This window comes from Maribacter sp. IgM3_T14_3, assembly GCF_049603095.1.
Taxonomy (GTDB): Bacteria; Bacteroidota; Bacteroidia; order Flavobacteriales; family Flavobacteriaceae; genus Maribacter.
In genome coordinates this window covers 1,753,491-1,773,408 of record NZ_CP187138.1, presented here as the reverse complement: position 1 = coordinate 1,773,408, position 19,918 = coordinate 1,753,491, and the positions used below count along the sequence as shown (strand labels likewise).

The following is a 19,918-nucleotide window of genomic DNA, read 5'->3' as shown; positions in this document are numbered from 1 at the left end:
AAATAAATAATGCTTTATGTGAATCGATAATTCTTAATAGATTCCCAATTATTAATGAGAAGTGTGAATAACTGTTAAGGTTATCATTAAAGTAAGTTAAACAGTACTTTAGGTAGAATAATGTGCCTTAAATTTACATCAGCTAAGGGGTGGTTCCCTTACAACTTTAAGTAGTGGTTTTTCATAATTTAAAGTTTGGTTGGTTATTTAGGAAAAGCCCAGTTTTTAAACTGGGCTTTTTTTATACAACAATACTTTGGAATAAATTTTGTTTAAGATATTGTAATGAAAGTAATAGAGAACTATCTATTGCTATTTTTACATTAAACTATGCACTATGAGAAAAATATTCTTACTTATACTTATCCTAACATTTTTTGGTGTCCAAGGTCAAAGTTCTCAGTCTGCCTTTAAGACTGGAGAGTGGTTAAAGTTTAGAATGCATTATGGTTTTTTAAATGCGAGTTATGCCACATTACAAGTTAATTCTGCAACTATAGATAACAAGGCTGTATACCATGTAGTAGGTCATGGCGAAACAACCGGAGTTGCTAGTTGGTTTTTCAAGGTAGACGATACCTATGAGAGTTATTTTGATAAGCAAGATGGTAAGCCCTACAGGTTCGTGCGTAAAATTGATGAAGGCGGTTATACTAAAGATGTTGAAATAAACTTTGATCATAAAACGTCTAAAGCAGAACTTAATGATAAGAAAAACAAGAAAAAGCTTAATTTTACATTAGAGAACAATATACAGGATTTAATATCCGCTTTTTATTTTTTGAGGAACAACTATAAAATAGAAGACCTTGAAGTAGGGAAAGCGATTACCCTGAAAATGCTTTATGACGATGATGGTATTTTTGACTTTAAACTTAAGTATTTAGGTATAGAAGTAGTGAATACAAAATATGGTAAAGTAGAATGCTTAAAATTTAGACCCTTAGTACAATCGGGGCGTGTATTTAAAGAGCAAGAAAGTTTATCGTTATGGGTGTCGAATGATGACAATCGAATTCCTATAAGAATTAAAGCAGATTTAGCGGTGGGTGCTATAAAAGCAGATATTGATGGGTATAATGGTCTTAAGCATCAGTTTAAAATTATAATGGAGTAGACCCTAAAATGGAAGATAAAGAGAAGATCAAATCCCAAATCTCTAAACTAGAAGAAAAATATAAAGATTCAGGGCAAGATCTAAGCTCTTATTTAGATGGCTTATTGCACCAACGTTATCTTACCTATTGGGACTATATTCATCTAGACACTTTATTAAGTCTCCAAGTTCCAAGAACACATTTTCCTGATGAAGAGATTTTCATCATGTATCATCAAATTACCGAGTTGTATTTCAAACTTATTTTGCACGAGCAAAAACAACTGGTAGATGATAAAAGTGACAACCTAGCCTTTTTTATTGAAAAAGTTAGAAGAATAAATAGCTATTATACCGTTCTAATATCTTCATTTAGTGTGATGATAAAGGGTATGGAGCGTGAACAATTTTTACAATATCGAATGGCATTGTTACCTGCTAGCGGTTTTCAGTCGGCACAATTTAGAATGATCGAATTATATGCTACACCATTAGAAAATTTGGTACATGTTTCAGAAAGGGCTCAATTTTCATCAGAATCTACTATAGAAGAATTATACGAACATATCTATTGGAAAAGAGGTGCTACAGATGTGTCTACAGGTGAAAAAACCTTGACTTTAAAGCAGTTTGAGTATCGGTATACACCAAGGCTGATAAGAATAGCAAAACAGGTTGAGAACACAACAATATATCATAAATACTTAAGTTTACCCAGAGAGCAGAGAGAAGATAAAACTTTGGTCGAATCATTGAAAACTTTAGATATAAATGCCAACATTAATTGGCAATTAATGCATATGGGTTCTGCCCATAGGTATTTAAGAAGAGATACTGGCGATATTGAGGCGACAGGAGGTACAAATTGGAAAGAATACCTGCCACCAAGCTTTCAGAAAATCGTGTTTTTTCCAGAATTATATACAGAACAAGAATTAAGTAATTGGGGCAAGCAATGGGTAGACCATATGTTGAATCCAGATAAATCAAGAGTAGAATAATGCAGAAGTATTGGGGGATATTATTGGCATTAACAGTTATTGCATCATGCAAAGACGCCGATAATCAGAAAAAGGACATAGCGCAAGAAGTAAAAATAGTTGAGCTGCCAGAGGTAAACGAGAGATTTGGTTTCAATTTAGATGAATTTATCGTTAAGCTAGATACCATACGTTATGGCGATAGCTTCGGTGAGTTAATGATGCAGAATAAGGTTGAATACCCGAAGGTAGCTGCCATTTCAGAGAATTTCAGGGATAGTTTTGATGTTCGAAAAATTAGGGTGGGCAAGCCTTATGTTATATTACAGTCTAAAGATACCACGGCTCAGGCTCAAGTATTTATCTATGAGAATGACCCAATAAATTATACTGTTGTCGATTTACGCGATACCGTTAATGTATATAAGAGTAAAAACAAAGTTAAGTATGTACAACGCGAAGTTTCGGGTGTTATAAAATCTAGTCTGTCAGAAGCAATATTAGAGCAGGGTGTAGATTATAATGTTACACATAATCTAGCAAACGTATATGCATGGACTATCGATTTTTCTAGATTACAAAAGAACGATAAGTTCAAGATTATCTACAATGAAAAATATATAAACGATACCGTTTATGCGGGGGCAGAACCCATAGAAGCAGCCTATTTTAAACATAACGGAAAACCTATTTATGCCTTCGCTTACGAAAATGATTCGTTAAGAAGTTTGCTAGATTATTTTGATGAAGATGCCAATAATCTAAGAAGAACATTTTTAAGAATGCCGGTAGAGTATGGTAGGTTATCTTCTAGGTACAACCTGAATAGAAGAATAAAATACTACGGTTATAAATTACGCCCACATAAAGGCACAGATTATGCAGCGCCTATTGGTACGCCAATTATGGCTACTGCCGACGGTACGGTCGAAGAATCTACAAGAAGAGGTGGTAATGGCAAATACGTTAAGATCAGGCATAATGGTACATATTCCACCCAATATTTACATATGAAGGCGCAGAATGTAAAAAAAGGTCAATTTGTAAGGCAGGGAGACGTGATAGGATGGATCGGAATGACGGGTAATACAGGAGGTCCACATGTTTGCTATCGCTTTTGGAAAAATGGTAAGCAAGTTGATCCATTACAAGAAGAACTTCCGCAGGCAGAACCATTGGCAGATTCACTTAAAGAAGCATATTTCGCATATATCTCAACATATAAAGAACAGTTAGATTGCATTATATATCCTGAGGTCTTATTAGAGGAAGACGAAGATTTATTAACACTTAATCAAGAAAATGGTAATAGATAAAATAAACCCGCTACACACAGATATTTGGAATAAGTTAACGGCACATTACAAAGAAACTAAAGATGCACACCTTAGGTCTATGTTTTCTTCCGATTCAAATAGGGCAGAGAAGTTTACTTTAGAATGGAATAATTTTCTTTTTGATTATTCAAAGAATAGAATATCTACCGAAACAATGCAACTTTTACTGCAATTGGCAGATGAAGTAAATTTGAAAGGAGCCATTAAAGATTATTTCGGTGGTGGTGTAATAAATGAAACTGAAGGTAGAGCTGTGTTGCATACTGCACTTCGCGCCAAAAAAGATGATGTAGTTTTGGTCGATGGCGTAAATGTAATGCCAGAGGTTTATGCAGTAAAAGAGCATATTAAAGAATATACCGATTCAGTAATTAATGGAGATTTAAAAGGGTATAGCGGTAAAGCATTTACCGATGTAGTTAATATAGGTATTGGTGGTTCAGATTTAGGTCCGGCAATGGTGACCGAAGCTTTAAAGTTTTATAAGAATCATTTATCCATTCATTTTGTTAGTAATGTAGATGGTGATCATGTTCATGAAGTTTTAAAAACATTAGATCCAGAGACCACTTTATTTGTAGTTGTTTCTAAAACCTTTACAACTCAAGAAACATTAAGTAATGCGACCACAATTAAAAAATGGTTTTTAAAGCATGGTACGCAAAAAGATATTGCAAAGCACTTTGCTGCAGTATCGACCAATAGCGAAAAAATTGCTGAATTCGGAATTGATGCCGCAAATGTATTCCCGATGTGGGACTGGGTAGGTGGTAGATTCTCATTGTGGAGTGCGGTAGGTTTGACAATTGCTTTAGCGGTCGGTTATGATAATTTTGATGCCTTGTTACAAGGTGCCAATGAAGCCGATATACATTTCAAGGAAACTGAATTTTCAGAGAACATTCCGGTTATAATGGCATTGGTAAGCGTTTGGTATAATAACTTTTATGGTGCAGAGACAGAAGCTATAATTCCGTATGCACAATATTTAAGTAGATTTTCAGCCTACCTACAGCAGGGCATAATGGAAAGTAATGGAAAAAGTGTAGATAGAGCTGGCAACAAAGTTGGCTATGAAACAGGAACCATTATTTGGGGAGAACCAGGTACAAATTCTCAGCATGCCTTTTTTCAGTTAATACATCAGGGTACAAAGTTAATACCGACAGACTTTATTGGTTTTAAACATTCCTTACATGGCGATAAAGACCATCATAATAAATTGATGGCAAATTATTTCGCACAGACTGAGGCCTTAATGAATGGTAAAACTAGGGAAGAAGTAGTTGCCGAATTAAAGACTAAAAATTTATCTGAAGCAGAAATTAATAAGCTTGCACCTTTTAAGGTATTTGCTGGCAACAAGCCGACTAATACCATTTTAATAAATAAGCTTACACCGAAAAGTTTGGGGTCACTAATCGCGTTGTATGAGCATAAAATATTTGTACAAGGGGTGATTTGGAACATATTTAGCTATGATCAATGGGGTGTAGAGTTAGGTAAACAACTTGCGGGTACCATACTTGATGATATTAACAATTCAGAAATATCTGATCACGATAGCTCTACGATGAGACTTTTGCAATATTTTAAGAAATAATTATTAATACTGTAAAGTTCCTATTAAATGGATAACTATTTCATTTTCACTTAAATTGTGTTTGGTTTTTAGGTATTTTTATCTTGCTGATTTAACGTTCTCTTAACGTTGGAGGTATAAAAATAATTGACTTTTGCAGCAAGTTAAAAAACTAACAAATACTCGAGAAAAATGAAAAAAATGTATTTTGCATTAGCGGCATTTTTAATGACCGTAACTGCTTTTTCACAAGGACCAATTACTGGTACTGTACTAGATGGAGATACAAATTCTCCTTTACCAGGTGCTACAGTAATGGTAAAAGGTACTTCAAATGGTACTTCATCTGATTTTGATGGAAATTTTACAATTAACACAAGTTCTGCATCTGGAACTTTAGTGGTTTCTTACATTGGTTTTAATTCAAAGCAAATTACTTTTACTGCTTCAGGAAATATTGGTTCTATTGTTTTAGAGCCAAATGCTGAAGAATTAGAAGGTGTTGTAGTGGTAGGTAGAGGTATTATTGACCTTGCTAGCGATAGACAAACACCGATTGCAGTATCATCTATTCCTGTTGAAATCATTCAAGAGAAAATAGGTACTCAAGATATTACGATGACAATGGTGAACACACCGTCTGTTTATGTATCTGGTCAAGCAGGAGGTTACGGAGATTCTGACATTAGAGTTCGAGGTTTTGAGCAAGACAACACAGCATTCCTTTTAAACGGTCAGCCGATTAACGGAATGGAAGACGGTAAAATGTACTGGTCTAACTGGTCTGGCTTAAATGATATTTCTAGTGGAGTTCAAATTCAACGTGGTTTAGGTTCTTCTAAATTGGCAATTTCATCTGTTGGTGGTACGGTTAACTTTGTAACCAAAGCTACAGAAATGGATGCAGGTGGTTTTGCTTACGCAACAGTTGCTAACAATAACTACATTAAAACAACTGCGGGTTATAACACTGGTATTTCTGAAAAAGGTTGGGGTTTAAGCGTAATGCTTTCACACTGGCAAGGAGATGGCTATAACGAAGGTAACTTCGGTGAAGGTCAAACATATTTCATTTCTGCAGGTTATAGACCAAACGACAAGCACGGATTTAACTTTTTAATTACCGGTGCTCCACAATTTCACGATCAAAACTTTACTAAATCTATTTCTAGTTATTTAGAAAATGGTTTAAGATATAATAATAACTGGGGTACGTATAACGGTCAGTACTTGACTGAAAGAAGAAATTTTTATCATAAACCAGTTGCCAACTTAAACTGGGATTGGACTATAAGTGATAAATCCAATCTTTCTACAGTATTATATGCCTCTTGGGGTAATGGTGGTGGTACAGGTAATTTAGGTAACCGTATTAGAACTGCAGATGGTCGTATAGATTACGATGCAATTTATGCTCAAAATGCTGCGGTAACTGATGGTGCTGGTGTTAATTTTGGTTCTGAACCAGCTTACATTACAAGATCATCTATGAACTTACATAGCTGGTACGGTTTAATTACCAACTATGAAACTAAAATTACAGACGAACTTTCTTGGAACGTTGGTTTTGATTTAAGAACATACTATGGTAAGCACTTTAGAGTTGCTTCTAATCTACACGGTTTAAACTCGTTTACCGACAATATTCGTTTAAGAGATCAAAATAATGATCATCAAACTTACGGTAGTTTTGGTACATATAAGTTTGCTACTGCAACCGAAACATTCAGACCTTCTGGTTGGGAAGCTGCATTTGATTCTTACTCATTAGATCAAAAAATTGGTTACAATAATGAGGAGCGTATTTCTTATGGTGGTTTGTTTACTCAGTTAGAATATGCAACTGATAATTTGTCTGCCTTTTTCCAAGGTTCAGTTTCTAACCAATATCACCAAAGATTTGACTATTACCAATATGCAGATCAGTCATTGATCGACGGTACTTCTAGCCAATCAACTGGTGTAGCTTTACCTGCAGGTATAACTCCTGGTACCGATTCTGAGAAAGTAGATAACTTAGGGTATAATGCAAAAGCTGGTTTTAGCTACAAAGCTACTGAAGCTCACGCTTTTTATGTTAATACTGGTTACTACAACCGTCAACCTTACCATGATAATATTTACTTGAATTTTACAAATCAAGTGAACCCTTTAACTGAAAACGAAAAAATATTTGGTTTAGAGGCAGGTTATGGTTTTAAAAGTTCAATTTTCTCAGCAAACTTAAACTTATATAGAACCTCTTGGAAAGACAGAGTAGTTTCTAGCTCGAACATAGTTGATGATGTGGTTCAATTTACCACTAACTTTGGTACAGAGCAATTACACTCCGGTGTTGAATTAGATTTTAAATTAAGACCAGTAACTGACCTTTCTTTTAACGGATTTCTATCTGTAGGCGATTGGCAATATAAGGGTGAGGCGGTACAACAAATAACAGATGAAAATAGAAATGTTATTAGCTTTGAAAACGAAGATTTCGATGGTGGTAAAGTTGGTGGTGCTGCACAATTATCAGGTGGTTTAGGTCTTGTTTATAAAATCAACCAAAACTTTTCATTTGATTCAGACTGGAGATATTATGATAACTTATATTCTGATGTAGGTGCAGTAAAAGAAAACCTTAAATTACCTTCTTTTAATTTATTAGATGCAGGTATTACTTTTAAAGTGCCTTTAGGTGCCGATAAATTAAAGGAATTAAAAATTAGAGGTAACATTAACAACGTTTTTGATACTGAGTATTTATCTAGCCTTACTACTGCTAATTTTGCAGAAGCTGGTGATGAAACTTATAATGGTGTTGCTGTATCTAACCAAGGTTACTTTGGTTGGGGTAGAACTTGGAACGTTACTTTACGTTACGAATTCTAGTAGTAATATTGATAATAAATATAAAACCTGACCACACGGTCAGGTTTTTTTTGCTCAAAATTCAGTACATTTAAAAATTAAAATTAGAACTATGTACGAAACTATTCACATGCTACATTCATACTTGGCTTATATAGCATTGGCTGTATTGATCTTAGCGGTTATTAATGCTATTTCAGGGCTTTTAGGGAAACGAATTTTCAATATGGGTAAAGATCTTAGATTAAGCCTATTTGCGCTTATTTTATGCCATATTCAATTATTGGTAGGTCTAATATTATATTTTGTTTCTCCAAGTGGCTTGAGCGCAATACAAGAGTTCGGCATGGGAGGATTAACTTCAGCTGCGCGTTTGCTGGCAGTAGAGCATCCTTTCATTAACATATTGGCAATTGCATCGATAACCATAGGTTGGTCAAGACATAAGAAATTTGTTGACGGGGCTAAAAAATTCAAAAGCATTGCTATTTTCTACAGTATTGGATTACTACTTATTCTAAGTAGAATTCCTTGGGGACAATGGTTTAACTAAGATTGTAGTATTTAAAAAATTATAAAGAACCTAATGCATTAGTATTACGTTCTTTTTTTATTGCTGAACTTTTTTAATGATGTGCAGGTATACAGGAAAGTGGTCGCTATAACCGCCAATATAACTTCCGCCTGCGTAAGTTCGTAATGGATAACCTTTATATTTTCCCTTTGGATCCATTAAATATTCTGGAGTGAATATGCCTACTTTCCAATAACTGTAACCTTCTCTCTTGTTATCTATGAGCGAAGATGTCATATATAGTTGGTCAAACAAATTCCATTTATCACGATAGGCTAAAGAACCTCTTCCTTTTTTATAAAGTTTTTCCATAGGTCCGTAAAGGCTTAAGGAATCTAGATTCTTAGAATTTTTTTCAACCTGTAATATCTTTTTAAAACTCGGGTCTATAGGGTCATCGTTAAAATCGCCCATACTTATAATTTTGGCACTGGTGTCTTGTCTCTGAACAGAATCTACAATGCGTTTATTCAGCTTGGCAGCTTCTAATCTAAATGGTCGGCTTCTTGCTTCGCCACCACTTCTAGAAGGCCAGTGGTTTACTATAAAGTAAATCTTTTCATTATCTAATAAGCCTTCTACTATGAGTTGATCTCTGGTATAATCTCGTTTTCCATCAAGGTTAAAAAGTAGTAATCTATGACTATTGAAATTAACAGGTACGAAGGCACTTTTCTTGTAGAGTAGCGCAACGTCTATACCACGTTCATCAGGAGATTCGAAATGTACAATTCCGTAATTGAATTTCGCTAAATTTTTATGGTGTACCAAATCTTCAAGTACACCTAGGTTTTCTACTTCACAAACTCCTACAATATCAGGTGCGGTTTTATTATCGGCTGAGCCAATTTCAGAAATGACCTTCGACATGTTATCTAATTTGCTCAGATAGCGTTCTTCTGTCCACTTATCTTTTCCTTCAGGGGTTCTATCATCATCAAAAATTAAAGTGTCATTTTTGGTATCAAATAAATTCTCCAGATTATAGAACGAAACAGTTCTAATTTGGTAAGTATCAGAATTTTGAGCACATGTAACTAATGAGAAAAAGAAACAGATAAGAAGTAGTAATCGCATTGTCGATGGTATTTGGTCTTAATTATAAGCGAGTATACGGAAATTTCACGTTAATTATTTCTTAAATAGTATCTTAATAGCTCATTAATAAGGTCTTAAGATATAGAATGGTTAAGCATACCCTATTTTTATTACTATTTGTTAAAATATGTTTCTTACAAGCTCAAAGTGCCACTACAATTACGGGAGTAATTAAGGAAAAGATAAAAAGTGAAGTAATTACCAATGCAGAAGTAATCTTAGAAGGAGAATCTACACCGATAACCACTAATGAGTTAGGAGAATTTAAATTGATTACTTCAAATAAAGGAGAATTTATACTTCAAATTTCTACCCCCGATTTTGATATCAAAAGAATCCCCGTATTTCTTGATGACAATACTATAGAATTAGGTGTCATTTTTTTGGAAAGAGATATGACCGTAGAAAAATCTATAAACCTCATTAATATTTCCGATGATGAGTTATTAGATGATGAGATAAATTCAAATGCACTCGCTTTATTACAATCAACGAGAGATATTTTTCTAAATAGGGCGGCTTTTGATTTTGGTCAGGCATTTTTTAGGGTAAGAGGATATGATTCTCAAAATGGCGAAGTACACATAAACGGATTACCAATGAACAAAATGTATGATGGCAGGCCACAGTGGAATAATTGGGGCGGGTTGAACGACGTAATCAGAAATCAACAATATGCGAATGGTTTAGAAGCATCAGATTTTACATTTGGCGGAATTTTAGGAAACACAAATATAGATTTACGACCATCTGGCCTAAGACCAGGTACGCGATTATCTTCTTCACTCTCCAATAGAACATATAGCGGCAGACTAATGGCAACCTATAACTCTGGAGTTAAAAATGAGAAATTCGCCTATATTATTTCAGCTTCTCGACGCTGGGCAAAAGAAGGATATATGGATGGTACGTTGTATGATTCGTACTCAGTTTATGGCTCATTCGAATATCTTTTAAATGAAAAAAATACAATTTCTGCCACTGCAATTGTAGCATCAAATAGAAGGGGACGATCTTCCGCTATCACAGAAGAAGTACAAGAAATTCAAGGAAACAGATATAACCCATATGCCGGTGTACAAAACGGAAAAATTAGAAATTCTAGAGAGCGGCATATTCGCGAACCATTGTTCTTATTGAACTATCATCATGAATCTAAAAGTTTACAAATTAATGCGGGTTTGGGCTATCAAACCGGTGTGTATAAGAGAAGTCGTTTAGGGTATTATAATGCTCCGAACCCCGACCCTACATACTACCGTTATTTGCCTAGTTTTTATCTAAATTCCCCAATTGGTGCCAACTATGAAAGTGCAATACAAGCAGAAGAAGGCTTTATTGAAAACCCTCAGTTAGATTGGGATAATGTTTATAAAGCGAATACCAGTATTAGCCAAAACGGAGAAGCGGCTTATGTGCTTTATGATGATACCACAAAAGATAATCAGATTACTGCGAGGGCTACTGCAAATATAAATATTGATAGTCATTTGAAACTTGATTTAGGTGTAACACACAGGCAGCTAAATTCTAAAAACTATGCTCAAATAAATGATTTGTTAGGGGCAACGTATCATCGTGATATCGATACGTTTTCAGAAACCTTAAATGATGTTTCATCTGAAGTAAATAAACGTAATGGTGCTGTTTTTAATTACAAATATAATTTAATCGGAAGCAATACCGATGTTTATGCTCAATTGAATGCGCATTATAATAAAGTAAAGGCGTTTGTGTCTGGTAAGTATGCTCTAGTTAACTATCAAAGAGAAGGTTTGTTTAAGAATGAACGTTTTATAGATAATTCGTTTGGGGAGAGTGAGCAGGTAAAATTTTCAAATTGGTCAATAAAATCAGGAGCGTCTTATACAATAACAGGCAGGCATTGGGTTTCGGTCAATGCAGCAATTATCAATAATGCACCTGTTTTACAAAATGTATTTATAAACCCGAGGGAGAATAATGCAATAGTTCCCAATTTGCAAAGCGAAACCATTACCAGTGTCGATGCTACTTACTTTCTTAGAATGCCGAAATTGACGGGTAGATTTACAGGTTTTTATACCCGTTTTCAAAATACCACAGATGTAAATTTCTTCTTCGTTGATTCGGGTGTGGGTTCAGATTTTGTGCAAGAAGTACTCACTGATTTAGATAAATTACATATGGGTCTTGAACTTGGTTTAGAATACCAAGTATCTAGTGCTGTTAAATTATCATTAGTTGGCTCTGTTGCAAAACATGAATATGCAAGCAACCCTTTTGTGACTATTAATTTTGATACAGCAGGTGCAACCGAAGATTTAATCGATATTTCTGGTTCTAAATTTTTAGGACAATCGGCAGTTAAAGATTATAAGCTGGCTCAAGGTCCGCAGAAAGCAATTGCAGCAGGTATAGAATATAGAGATCCCAAATATTGGTGGGTAAGCGCTTCGGCAAACTATCTGGCAAATAACTATGCCAATATTTCTACGATAACCAGAACCCAGAGTTTTTTAATTGATCCAGAAACCCAGTTAAGATTTTCTGATGCAACAGATGAAAATGTCCAAAAATTACTAAAGCAAAAACCATTAGATAATTTCTATTTATTAAATATGGTTGGCGGTAAGTCGTGGCTTAAAAAAGGTAAGTATATAAGTGTTTTTGCAAGTATCAATAATGTTTTTGATACCACTTTTAGAACGGGTGGTTATGAGCAAAGTAGAAATGGTAATTATGGTCAGCTAAAGCAAGATAATTTAAGTGGTAATCCTTCTTTTGCGCCTAAGTATTGGTATGGTTTCGGTAGAACCTATTTTTTGAATTTCGCCTTTAGTTTTTAAATACAAATAGTATGAAGATAGAACGTAACATATTTTGTTGGATGATAATCATCGGTATTATACTGTCATCATGTGTAAAAGATAAGGAATTTGATGCTCCAGATTTAAAGTGTTCTGATACTGAGTTTACGTTTATTAGTATATCAGAATTAAAGAATATGCATAATGGCGAGACTATTCAAATTCAAGACGATTTGGTAATTAATGGTTATGTAATCTCTTCTGACAAAGAAGGTAATTTTTTCAATATCATACATTTTCAAGATGAGCCAAATAATCCGTCAGATGGAATGCAAATTGAATTAGAATTAAGAGATACTCATTTGTTCTTTAGTGTGGGGCAACAGGTAATAATTAAGTTAAAAGGATTGTACTTGGGCGAGTCTAAAGGGGTTTACAAAATTGGCGGGGTATTTACTTCTTTTGGTAACCGTAGCGTAGGTAGGCTGCCTAAAAATGTGGTTTTCGACCATGTATTGGTCTCTTGTAATGAGAATGTTGGCATTGTACCTACTTCCGTTAAAGTATCTGAAATAAATGAGTCTATGTTGAATACATTGGTTGTTGTAACTGATGTGGAGATAAAGCAAGAAGAGCTAGGCGAAACGTTTGCGATTAAAGAAGAAGAAACATTGAGAACATTGATTGATTGTGACGATAATGAATTAGTAATGGTCAATAGCGGCTATGCTGATTTTCAAGCCGAAATACTCCCCGATAAAATGGGGACAGCCACCGGAATTTTAACGATGGATAATAATAAATTTCAATTGATCATTAGAAGTGTAGATGATCTTTCATTTAACCAAGAACGATGTGAAGATTTGATAGATGAATTTACGTCTTCTTCAATTTTTATATCTGAAATTGCCGACCCCGATAATAATGCGGGAGCGCGATTTGTAGAGCTTAATAATGCATCTGTAGAAAGTCTTTCGTTAAATGGATGGGTATTGGAGCGGTATACAAATGATAATAGCGAAGTTAGTTCTAGTATAGATTTATCAGAATATATAATTGAAGCCAACGGATTATTGGTTATTTCGCCCAACGCAGAAGAGTTTAAAAATGTGTATGGTTTTGATCCTGATATATCCGTCGGCACAAATTCCCCGGCAGATTCTAATGGCGACGATACTATTGTACTAGTAGATCCTTTCGGTACAATCATTGATATTTTCGGAGTCATTGGTGAAGATGGTAGTAATACCAGTCATGAATTTGAAGATGGTAAGGCTGTGAGAAAAATAGAAATAGTTTCAGGAAATCCGGTTTTTACGATGACAGAATGGACTATTTATAATGATACAGGTGATGAGGGTACCATAAATCAGCCGCAAAATGCTCCTTTAGATTTTAGCCCAGGGGTAAGATAATTTTATACTATTTCTTTTGAATCGATTATTTTTATAACGGCACTTTCGGTTAAAGGTTTAACGATATAATCTTTAACCAATTTGTAGTCTTTCGCCTTATCCATGAATTTAGGGCTTATGAACGAACTGGTAATATAAATTTGAATATGCCCTATTTTATCTTCAGGTAGATCCTTAAATTCTTCCAAAAACGACCACCCATCTCTATTGGGCATGTTTAGGTCTAAGAAGATGACATCTGGCAGTTTAATGTTTTCAACAAGTAAGCCAATAAGACCGTCTAATGCCTCTTGACCACCCGAATAATATAGAATATTGTCACTAAAGTCATGATGTTTCAAAATAATCTTACTACTAACCGAAAAGAATTCGTCGTCATCAATGATGCAACAACTAGAAAATATGCTCATTTTTAATTATTTCAAAAGTAAATATCCTTCAATCTTGGGTAGAAAAAAGATAATTAATTACTGGTGACTAAGTTATATAAATGATTAGGTAGTACTATAGGTTGTTCAAACAAGTTGCCCTCATTTTTATTAACAATAGTGTTTTATCTTTTAATTTATAGATTAACTTTCACCAGCAGCTTCTAATATTTTGCCAAGATCATCTGGTGTAATCGGTTTTAGAATATACGTATCTACTTGGTCGTAATTTTTAACTCGTTCTAAGTCTCTAGGATCAACCGAAGAGCTAATGATGTAGATTACAATTTTTTTAGATCTTTTACTTTTACAGTTTTTAAATTCATCTAAAAATTCCCAACCATTTAGAATTGGCATATTCAAATCTAAAAAGATAACATCGGGTAAAGGCTCATTGGCAATACATAATTTGGTGAGTCCGTCAAGAGCTTCTTGTCCATCATTGTAAACAAGTATAGATGCTGCAAAATTTACTTCTTTAATTATTCTTTTAGTACCGTATACAAATATGGGGTCATCATCTATTATACAGCAAGTTTGAACTTTTTTCATAATCAATTTTTTAGCACTGTTTAAGATTAATATATAGGGTAGTACCTTGGTCAACTTTACTTTCAATACTTATGCTACCATTCATTGATTCTATTTGGTTTTTGGTTATGAATAACCCTATTCCTTTGGCATCTTTATGTTTATGGAAAGTTTTGTACATGCCAAATATGTTTTCGCCATGTCTGTTTAAATCGATGCCTTGACCATTATCTGTAAATGAAATTAGAATATCATTTCCTTTAATTTTAGATTTTATATCAATAACAGGTGTTCTTTCTTTCGCCCTATATTTTAAAGCATTAGTAAGAACGTTTAAAAATATACTTTCTAAATATGCTGGTACTGCATGTACAAAATGCGATTTATCTACATTAATATTTAGTATTGCGCGCTGTTCTTCGAGTAAGCCATTTATACTCTTGGTTATTTGATTGATTGTGTTGAGTACACTAATACTTTGCATTTGTTCTAGTGCACCGGTTTTTACTTGTACTACATCATTTAAATGCGCTATAGTTTCAGATAAACTTTGGCTAGCGCTTGTGATCATTCTATTTAAATTTTTAACTTCATCTTCATCTTCCTCTTCATTTAAAAATTTGGTAAGCATGGTCATATTAGTAGAATGTGACCTCAGGTTATGCGATACGATATGCGCGAAATTGGTTAAACTTTCATTTTGGCTTTTGGTAACATCTACCAATGCTTCTAATTTTTTTTGAGCTTCAATTCGGTCGGTTATATCTAAAAATTGAGTAATTACATGGCTTACGTTGCCATTTAGGTCTTTTACAGGGGTTGCCCCAATAATTGCATGAACTATATTACCATTTTTATGAAAAAATCTTTTCTGAAATTGCAAATTTTCATCGTTGCCTTCAACAACATTACTTTTAAAAGAATTACTGCCTGGCAAATCATCTGGGTGAGTAATATCAAGAGAGGTCATTTTTAATAATTCGCCCTCAGAATACCCTAAACTATGAGATAGACTTTTGTTAACTTTAAGCCATTTAAGATCCGAACTTACCAATGCCATGCCAATGGCAGAATTCTCGAAGGTTTCAGCGAACAGTTTTGTACTTTCGGCTAATTCAAATTCAGTACTACGAAGTTCTGTAATATCCCAATTTGCGCCCGTCATTTTAATGGCATTACCATGTAAGTCTTTAATGGTCTTCGATAGCCCTCTAATAAATTTTATATTGCCATCTTTATGTTTTATTCTAAACTCTTCATCGAAATCTTTAATGCCATTGATAGCATCGTTTGTAGCAGCCAATGTTCTTTCTAAATCATCTGGATGTATTGCCGATGACCAAGCTTTAAAAACCCCAGAAAATTGATTTTTATCAATATCAAAGATTCTATACATTTCATGATCCCATTCTAATTCATTTTCAGCGAGATCATAATTCCAAGTCTCAATTTGTGCAGTTTGGGTCGTAATTTTTAAACGCTCTGAGATTTCTTGATGAGCTAATTCAATTTTCTTTCGCTCATCTATATCTTGAAAAGTACCAATAAGTCTAACCACTTTACCATTTAAGAACTCAACTTCACCTTTTGCGCATACCCAAACTTCATTTCCTTTGGCAGTAATAATAATTAACTCAGTATCAAACGGTTTACCTTCGCTAATTGCCAAGCCAACTAATTGGGTAATCTTGTCTCTGTGAATACCTTCTTTATAAAAGTTTATGCCTCCTTCTAAATTCGGTACAAAATCAATGGCTACTTCGTGAATATCTTTCGTGGTTTTTGTCCAGTTTACCGTGTTATTAAGTAAATCGAGTTCCCAGCATCCTATTCTGGCAACCTCTTCAGCTTTATGTAATAGTTCTATTTCTTTTTGTTCAATAGTTATATCATCCAGAAAAATTATGGCGCCGTCAAAACCATGATTCTCATTTTTAGAAGGTATAATTTTCCATTTCAACCATTGAAGGTTGCCATTCGGCAATATAAATTTTCGCCCATTATTGATGTCCTCTTCCCCATTTAAGGCTTTGTTTAAAGCAATTTTGAATGAATCGGGCATTTCGATAATGTTGTCAAACAGCGGTTTGTTATCATTATCAGTTTCGTTGCGACTAAATTTTTGATGCCACTGGTTAGAGTAGCTAATAAAGTTTAACTTAGTATCGACGATAGCAATTGCATTGGGGGACTCCTTTAAAAGAAAGTCAACGGCTAATGTTTTCAAAAGTTCTAGAATTTTAATTAAAGGTACATATTATCTTTTAGGTAGGAAAAGTTTGTCGAACGGTAAGAAAATACTTCTTAGTTCAATTGCTTCTGTTTTCTGAATAATGAGAATAATTTATAATACAATCTTATGAACGAGTTTTTTTTTAAAGGAATAAGAGAAGGTAGTTATAACGAGGTTAAATCTATGTTAGAAAAGAATCCTGTACTTGTTAATAGTAAAGATGCTAGAGGGTCGACCCCATTAATTTTAGCAACGTATTATGATGAAATGGAGATTGCATCGCTGTTATTGGACAAAGGTGCAAAAATCGATGCTGTAGATGCCTCTGGTAATACGGCCTTAATGGGTGTTTGTTTTAAAGGTTTTACCGATATCGCTAAATTATTGATAGAAAAGAAGGCGCAGCTAAATGAGCGCAATGCAATGGGGGCTACGTGCCTTATATATGCCACCCAATTTAATCGCCTAGATATTGCGAAGTTATTAATTGCCAATGGCGCAGATAAGTCGATTAAAGATAATAGGGGAAACAATGCTTTAGATATTGCTAAAACTCAAGGGGTAAGTGCTTTTGTAGATTTATTGGAATAAGTATTATGCAACAGAATACCAGCCGTTTAAAAATAGCCTTAATACAATCTTCTTTACATTGGGAAAACCCTAGTGCAAATAGAGACATGTTCGGTGATAAAATTAAACAAATCGAACAAGATATTGATCTTATAGTACTACCAGAAATGTTTACTACGGGTTTTACTATATCACCTGCTAATATTGATAACCAAGAGGGTTTAATAACCTTAGATTGGATGAAGAAGATGGCAGGCTCTAAAAATAGCGCTGTTATTGGCAGTACGGTATTTTATGATAATGGAAATTATTACAATAGACTCTTTTTTGTAAAACCTAATGGAGAATATGACCACTATGACAAACGGCATACATTTACATTGGCAGGTGAACATGAAAAATATACGGCAGGTACCGAAAGATTAATAATGCATTTTAGGGGGTTTGCTATTTGCCCTTTAGTATGTTATGATCTTCGTTTTCCGGTTTGGAGTAGAAATACAGAAAATTTTGATGTGTTATTGTATACGGCAAATTGGCCTACACCAAGAATTAATGCTTGGGATGCACTGTTAAAAGCAAGAGCCATTGAGAATATGGTTTATTGTATTGGTGTAAATCGTGTTGGTGTAGATGAGGTAGGTCATCAATACCCAGGGCATTCTAGCGCATACGACCCACTAGGCGGGTTGATTTCGCTCACCGAAAAAGAAGAAACAATAATTGTAGAATTAGTAAAAGAAGAAATTGACCTCGTTCGCAAAAAGCTTCGTTTTCTAAATGACAGGGATGATTTTAATCTATTAAATTAAATGTCTCTATTTTTTCCCAATTGGCACGTAATTCTATTAATGTGGGGTAATAGCTTATTTTTTCAGGTTGTCTATGTTCTAAGAAACTACCAGTATCCCATTTTCCGTTACCGTTCATATCGAATATGACTCTAGCTTGGTATTTACCTGGGTTCAGATTGTTGAAAACATATTCTTGTGGTCCGCTAGCAAAAATTTCTCGCTGTAAATCTCCCTTTTCATTGGTTAGCTGAACAATTATGGGGTAAACAATAGTGTTACCATTTAAATTTAGGGTTAGGTTGCCATAATCGGCAATACTCTTTGTTCGAAATGAGTATGCTACCGAATCGTTCGATGTTTCGAAAAAATCAGTTACTGCACCGGGCACTAATTCCATTCTATAACTTTGATCTGGATTAACCTTAAAATCAAAATTCAATAAATTTTGTAGGGTGTCAAGTTTTAATTTATAGGCAATTTCGACAGAATCTTTATCCATAAATTTAATCTTGGTACTATCGAACCTAATTATTGGCGTATTGCTTAAAAGGTTTAAAGGTTTATCCATCTCTATATTACCCTTTTGGCTCATTGCAATTTTCAAAGAGTCAAATGCTACTTTTCTATTTTTAACTTTGAAAGTATCTTTTACTGATAGGGCTTCATTGGTAACAACGAAAAGTAGAGAGTCCATTTCATAAGGTGTAAACCAGAAATTAAGTGTATCTTTTTCTCTTTCTTTGGTAATTATTGTTCTAACGGTATCGGGTATTTCGGTAATGGTTTCAATGAAGATGTCGGTACCATCACCATAATAGCCAAAACTAATTCTATTACTAGCTTCCATACTAGGTACGGCAACGCTGTAATCGGGTACTTCCTTAAATAGATTCAATAAATAAATAGAATCTGTAGGTAAGTTGATGGTATCTCTTACAAATCCTATTTTATCGGTTTTTTGATCAAATAAATTATTACCTGCGGCATCTTTAATACCGAACAAAGCGTATTTGCCTTCTTTTAAATTATTAAGTTTAAATATAACTGCACTATCTAGAGTATTTGTAATGTAATTCGGGGGTCTCTTGTAAACTGTAGAGTCGGTGTAACTACTATCAATTTTATAGAGCATTACACTAACAAATTCATCGGCTTTTTTATTGAACGCATCTTTAATTACACCTGTTAGCGATAATGAATCAATATAGTCGCCAGTAGAGAAAACATAGGTGAAAAAAGATTTCGGATTTTCTTCGTTATTATCAACAATACCTTGACCGAAGTTAAATGTATATGTAGTATTCGGCTCAAGGGTATCTTTAATCGTTATTTCAACATATTTATTGGCATTGCCAATAGGTGAAAGCACCGGAGCATTTTTTAAAGGGGGTGAAATTATAAGTTGCTTTTGAATATCTTTTAGCTTCACTAATTCATCAAAATACAATCTAATTTTCTGTCCCGTAAAATTAGTAGTTAAATTGGGTGGCTCGGCCCTCGTTAATTCTGGTGGTGTAATATCTTTTGGTCCGCCTGTCGGTGTACCGCGTTGTGCACATTGGTACGAAACCAATACGATGATAAAAACAAATATAAAACCTAAAATTTTTCTGCTCATTAGTGTGATTATCGACCGCA

The 19,918-nt window shown here is 34.2% G+C and carries 15 protein-coding genes; 10 read left to right on the top strand and 5 right to left on the bottom strand.

Features of this window, described 5'->3' with window-relative positions:
- The first annotated feature begins 337 nt into the window (after positions 1-337).
- From ACPF9A_RS07955 to ACPF9A_RS07930, 6 genes are all read left to right on the top strand, one after another.
- A complete protein-coding gene (locus ACPF9A_RS07955) occupies positions 338-1,117 on the top strand; it encodes a DUF3108 domain-containing protein (RefSeq protein WP_424003298.1) in 780 nt (259 codons plus the stop codon).
- A gap of 8 nt (positions 1,118-1,125) precedes the next feature.
- On the top strand, positions 1,126-2,097 hold the full coding sequence (locus ACPF9A_RS07950) for a tryptophan 2,3-dioxygenase family protein (protein WP_424003296.1): 972 nt from the start codon (positions 1,126-1,128) through the stop codon (positions 2,095-2,097).
- Complete coding sequence (locus ACPF9A_RS07945; protein WP_424003294.1) at positions 2,097-3,392, top strand: peptidoglycan DD-metalloendopeptidase family protein; 1,296 nt, start codon at positions 2,097-2,099, stop codon at positions 3,390-3,392. Before ACPF9A_RS07950 ends, ACPF9A_RS07945 begins: the two co-directional genes overlap by 1 nt.
- Entirely contained in the window at positions 3,379-5,016 is a 1,638-nt protein-coding gene (gene pgi, locus ACPF9A_RS07940) for a glucose-6-phosphate isomerase (RefSeq protein WP_424003292.1), read from the top strand. The genes ACPF9A_RS07945 and pgi overlap by 14 nt, the downstream gene beginning before the upstream one ends.
- A 171-nt stretch (positions 5,017-5,187) precedes the next feature.
- Positions 5,188-7,869, top strand: coding sequence for a TonB-dependent receptor (locus ACPF9A_RS07935; protein ID WP_424003290.1), 2,682 nt, complete (start codon positions 5,188-5,190; stop codon positions 7,867-7,869).
- A gap of 91 nt (positions 7,870-7,960) precedes the next feature.
- Positions 7,961-8,401 carry a hypothetical protein gene (locus ACPF9A_RS07930; protein ID WP_424003288.1) on the top strand — a complete coding sequence of 147 codons (441 nt, stop codon included), beginning with the start codon at positions 7,961-7,963 and terminating at the stop codon, positions 8,399-8,401.
- A gap of 57 nt (positions 8,402-8,458) precedes the next feature.
- Here the strand turns inward: ACPF9A_RS07930 and ACPF9A_RS07925 are convergent, their stop codons facing one another.
- Positions 8,459-9,499, bottom strand: a complete 1,041-nt coding sequence (locus ACPF9A_RS07925; protein ID WP_424003286.1) for an endonuclease/exonuclease/phosphatase family protein — start codon at positions 9,497-9,499, stop codon at positions 8,459-8,461.
- A gap of 107 nt (positions 9,500-9,606) precedes the next feature.
- Between ACPF9A_RS07925 and ACPF9A_RS07920 the strand changes: the two genes are divergently transcribed.
- Both ACPF9A_RS07920 and ACPF9A_RS07915 read left to right on the top strand, forming a co-directional pair.
- Positions 9,607-12,348: a TonB-dependent receptor gene (locus ACPF9A_RS07920; protein WP_424003284.1), complete on the top strand. Its 2,742-nt coding sequence runs from the start codon at positions 9,607-9,609 to the stop codon at positions 12,346-12,348.
- An 11-nt stretch (positions 12,349-12,359) separates the two neighbouring features.
- Positions 12,360-13,724 (top strand): DUF5689 domain-containing protein, encoded by a 1,365-nt coding sequence (locus ACPF9A_RS07915; RefSeq protein ID WP_424003282.1) that lies wholly within the window; start codon positions 12,360-12,362, stop codon positions 13,722-13,724.
- A gap of 2 nt (positions 13,725-13,726) precedes the next feature.
- Here the strand turns inward: ACPF9A_RS07915 and ACPF9A_RS07910 are convergent, their stop codons facing one another.
- The 3 genes from ACPF9A_RS07910 to ACPF9A_RS07900 form a co-directional block, all read right to left on the bottom strand.
- Positions 13,727-14,134, bottom strand: coding sequence for a response regulator (locus ACPF9A_RS07910; RefSeq protein WP_424003280.1), 408 nt, complete (start codon positions 14,132-14,134; stop codon positions 13,727-13,729).
- Positions 14,135-14,296: 162 nt separating this feature from the next.
- Positions 14,297-14,704, bottom strand: coding sequence for a response regulator (locus ACPF9A_RS07905; protein WP_424003278.1), 408 nt, complete (start codon positions 14,702-14,704; stop codon positions 14,297-14,299).
- A 10-nt stretch (positions 14,705-14,714) separates the two neighbouring features.
- Positions 14,715-16,910: a PAS domain-containing sensor histidine kinase gene (locus ACPF9A_RS07900; RefSeq protein ID WP_424003276.1), complete on the bottom strand. Its 2,196-nt coding sequence runs from the start codon at positions 16,908-16,910 to the stop codon at positions 14,715-14,717.
- A 132-nt stretch (positions 16,911-17,042) separates the two neighbouring features.
- On the opposite strand from ACPF9A_RS07900, the gene ACPF9A_RS07895 reads away from it, so the two are divergent.
- Together ACPF9A_RS07895 and ACPF9A_RS07890 are read left to right on the top strand one after the other, a co-directional pair.
- The gene (locus ACPF9A_RS07895; protein WP_424003274.1) at positions 17,043-17,507 is read left to right on the top strand and encodes an ankyrin repeat domain-containing protein; all 465 of its coding nucleotides are present in this window, start codon (positions 17,043-17,045) and stop codon (positions 17,505-17,507) included.
- A 5-nt stretch (positions 17,508-17,512) separates the two neighbouring features.
- Complete coding sequence (locus ACPF9A_RS07890; RefSeq protein ID WP_424003272.1) at positions 17,513-18,298, top strand: nitrilase family protein; 786 nt, start codon at positions 17,513-17,515, stop codon at positions 18,296-18,298.
- Here the strand turns inward: ACPF9A_RS07890 and ACPF9A_RS07885 are convergent.
- Complete coding sequence (locus ACPF9A_RS07885) at positions 18,282-19,898, bottom strand: Ig-like domain-containing protein (protein WP_424003270.1); 1,617 nt, start codon at positions 19,896-19,898, stop codon at positions 18,282-18,284. The two genes, ACPF9A_RS07890 and ACPF9A_RS07885, sit on opposite strands and share 17 nt — an antisense overlap.
- Positions 19,899-19,918: the final 20 nt, after the last annotated feature.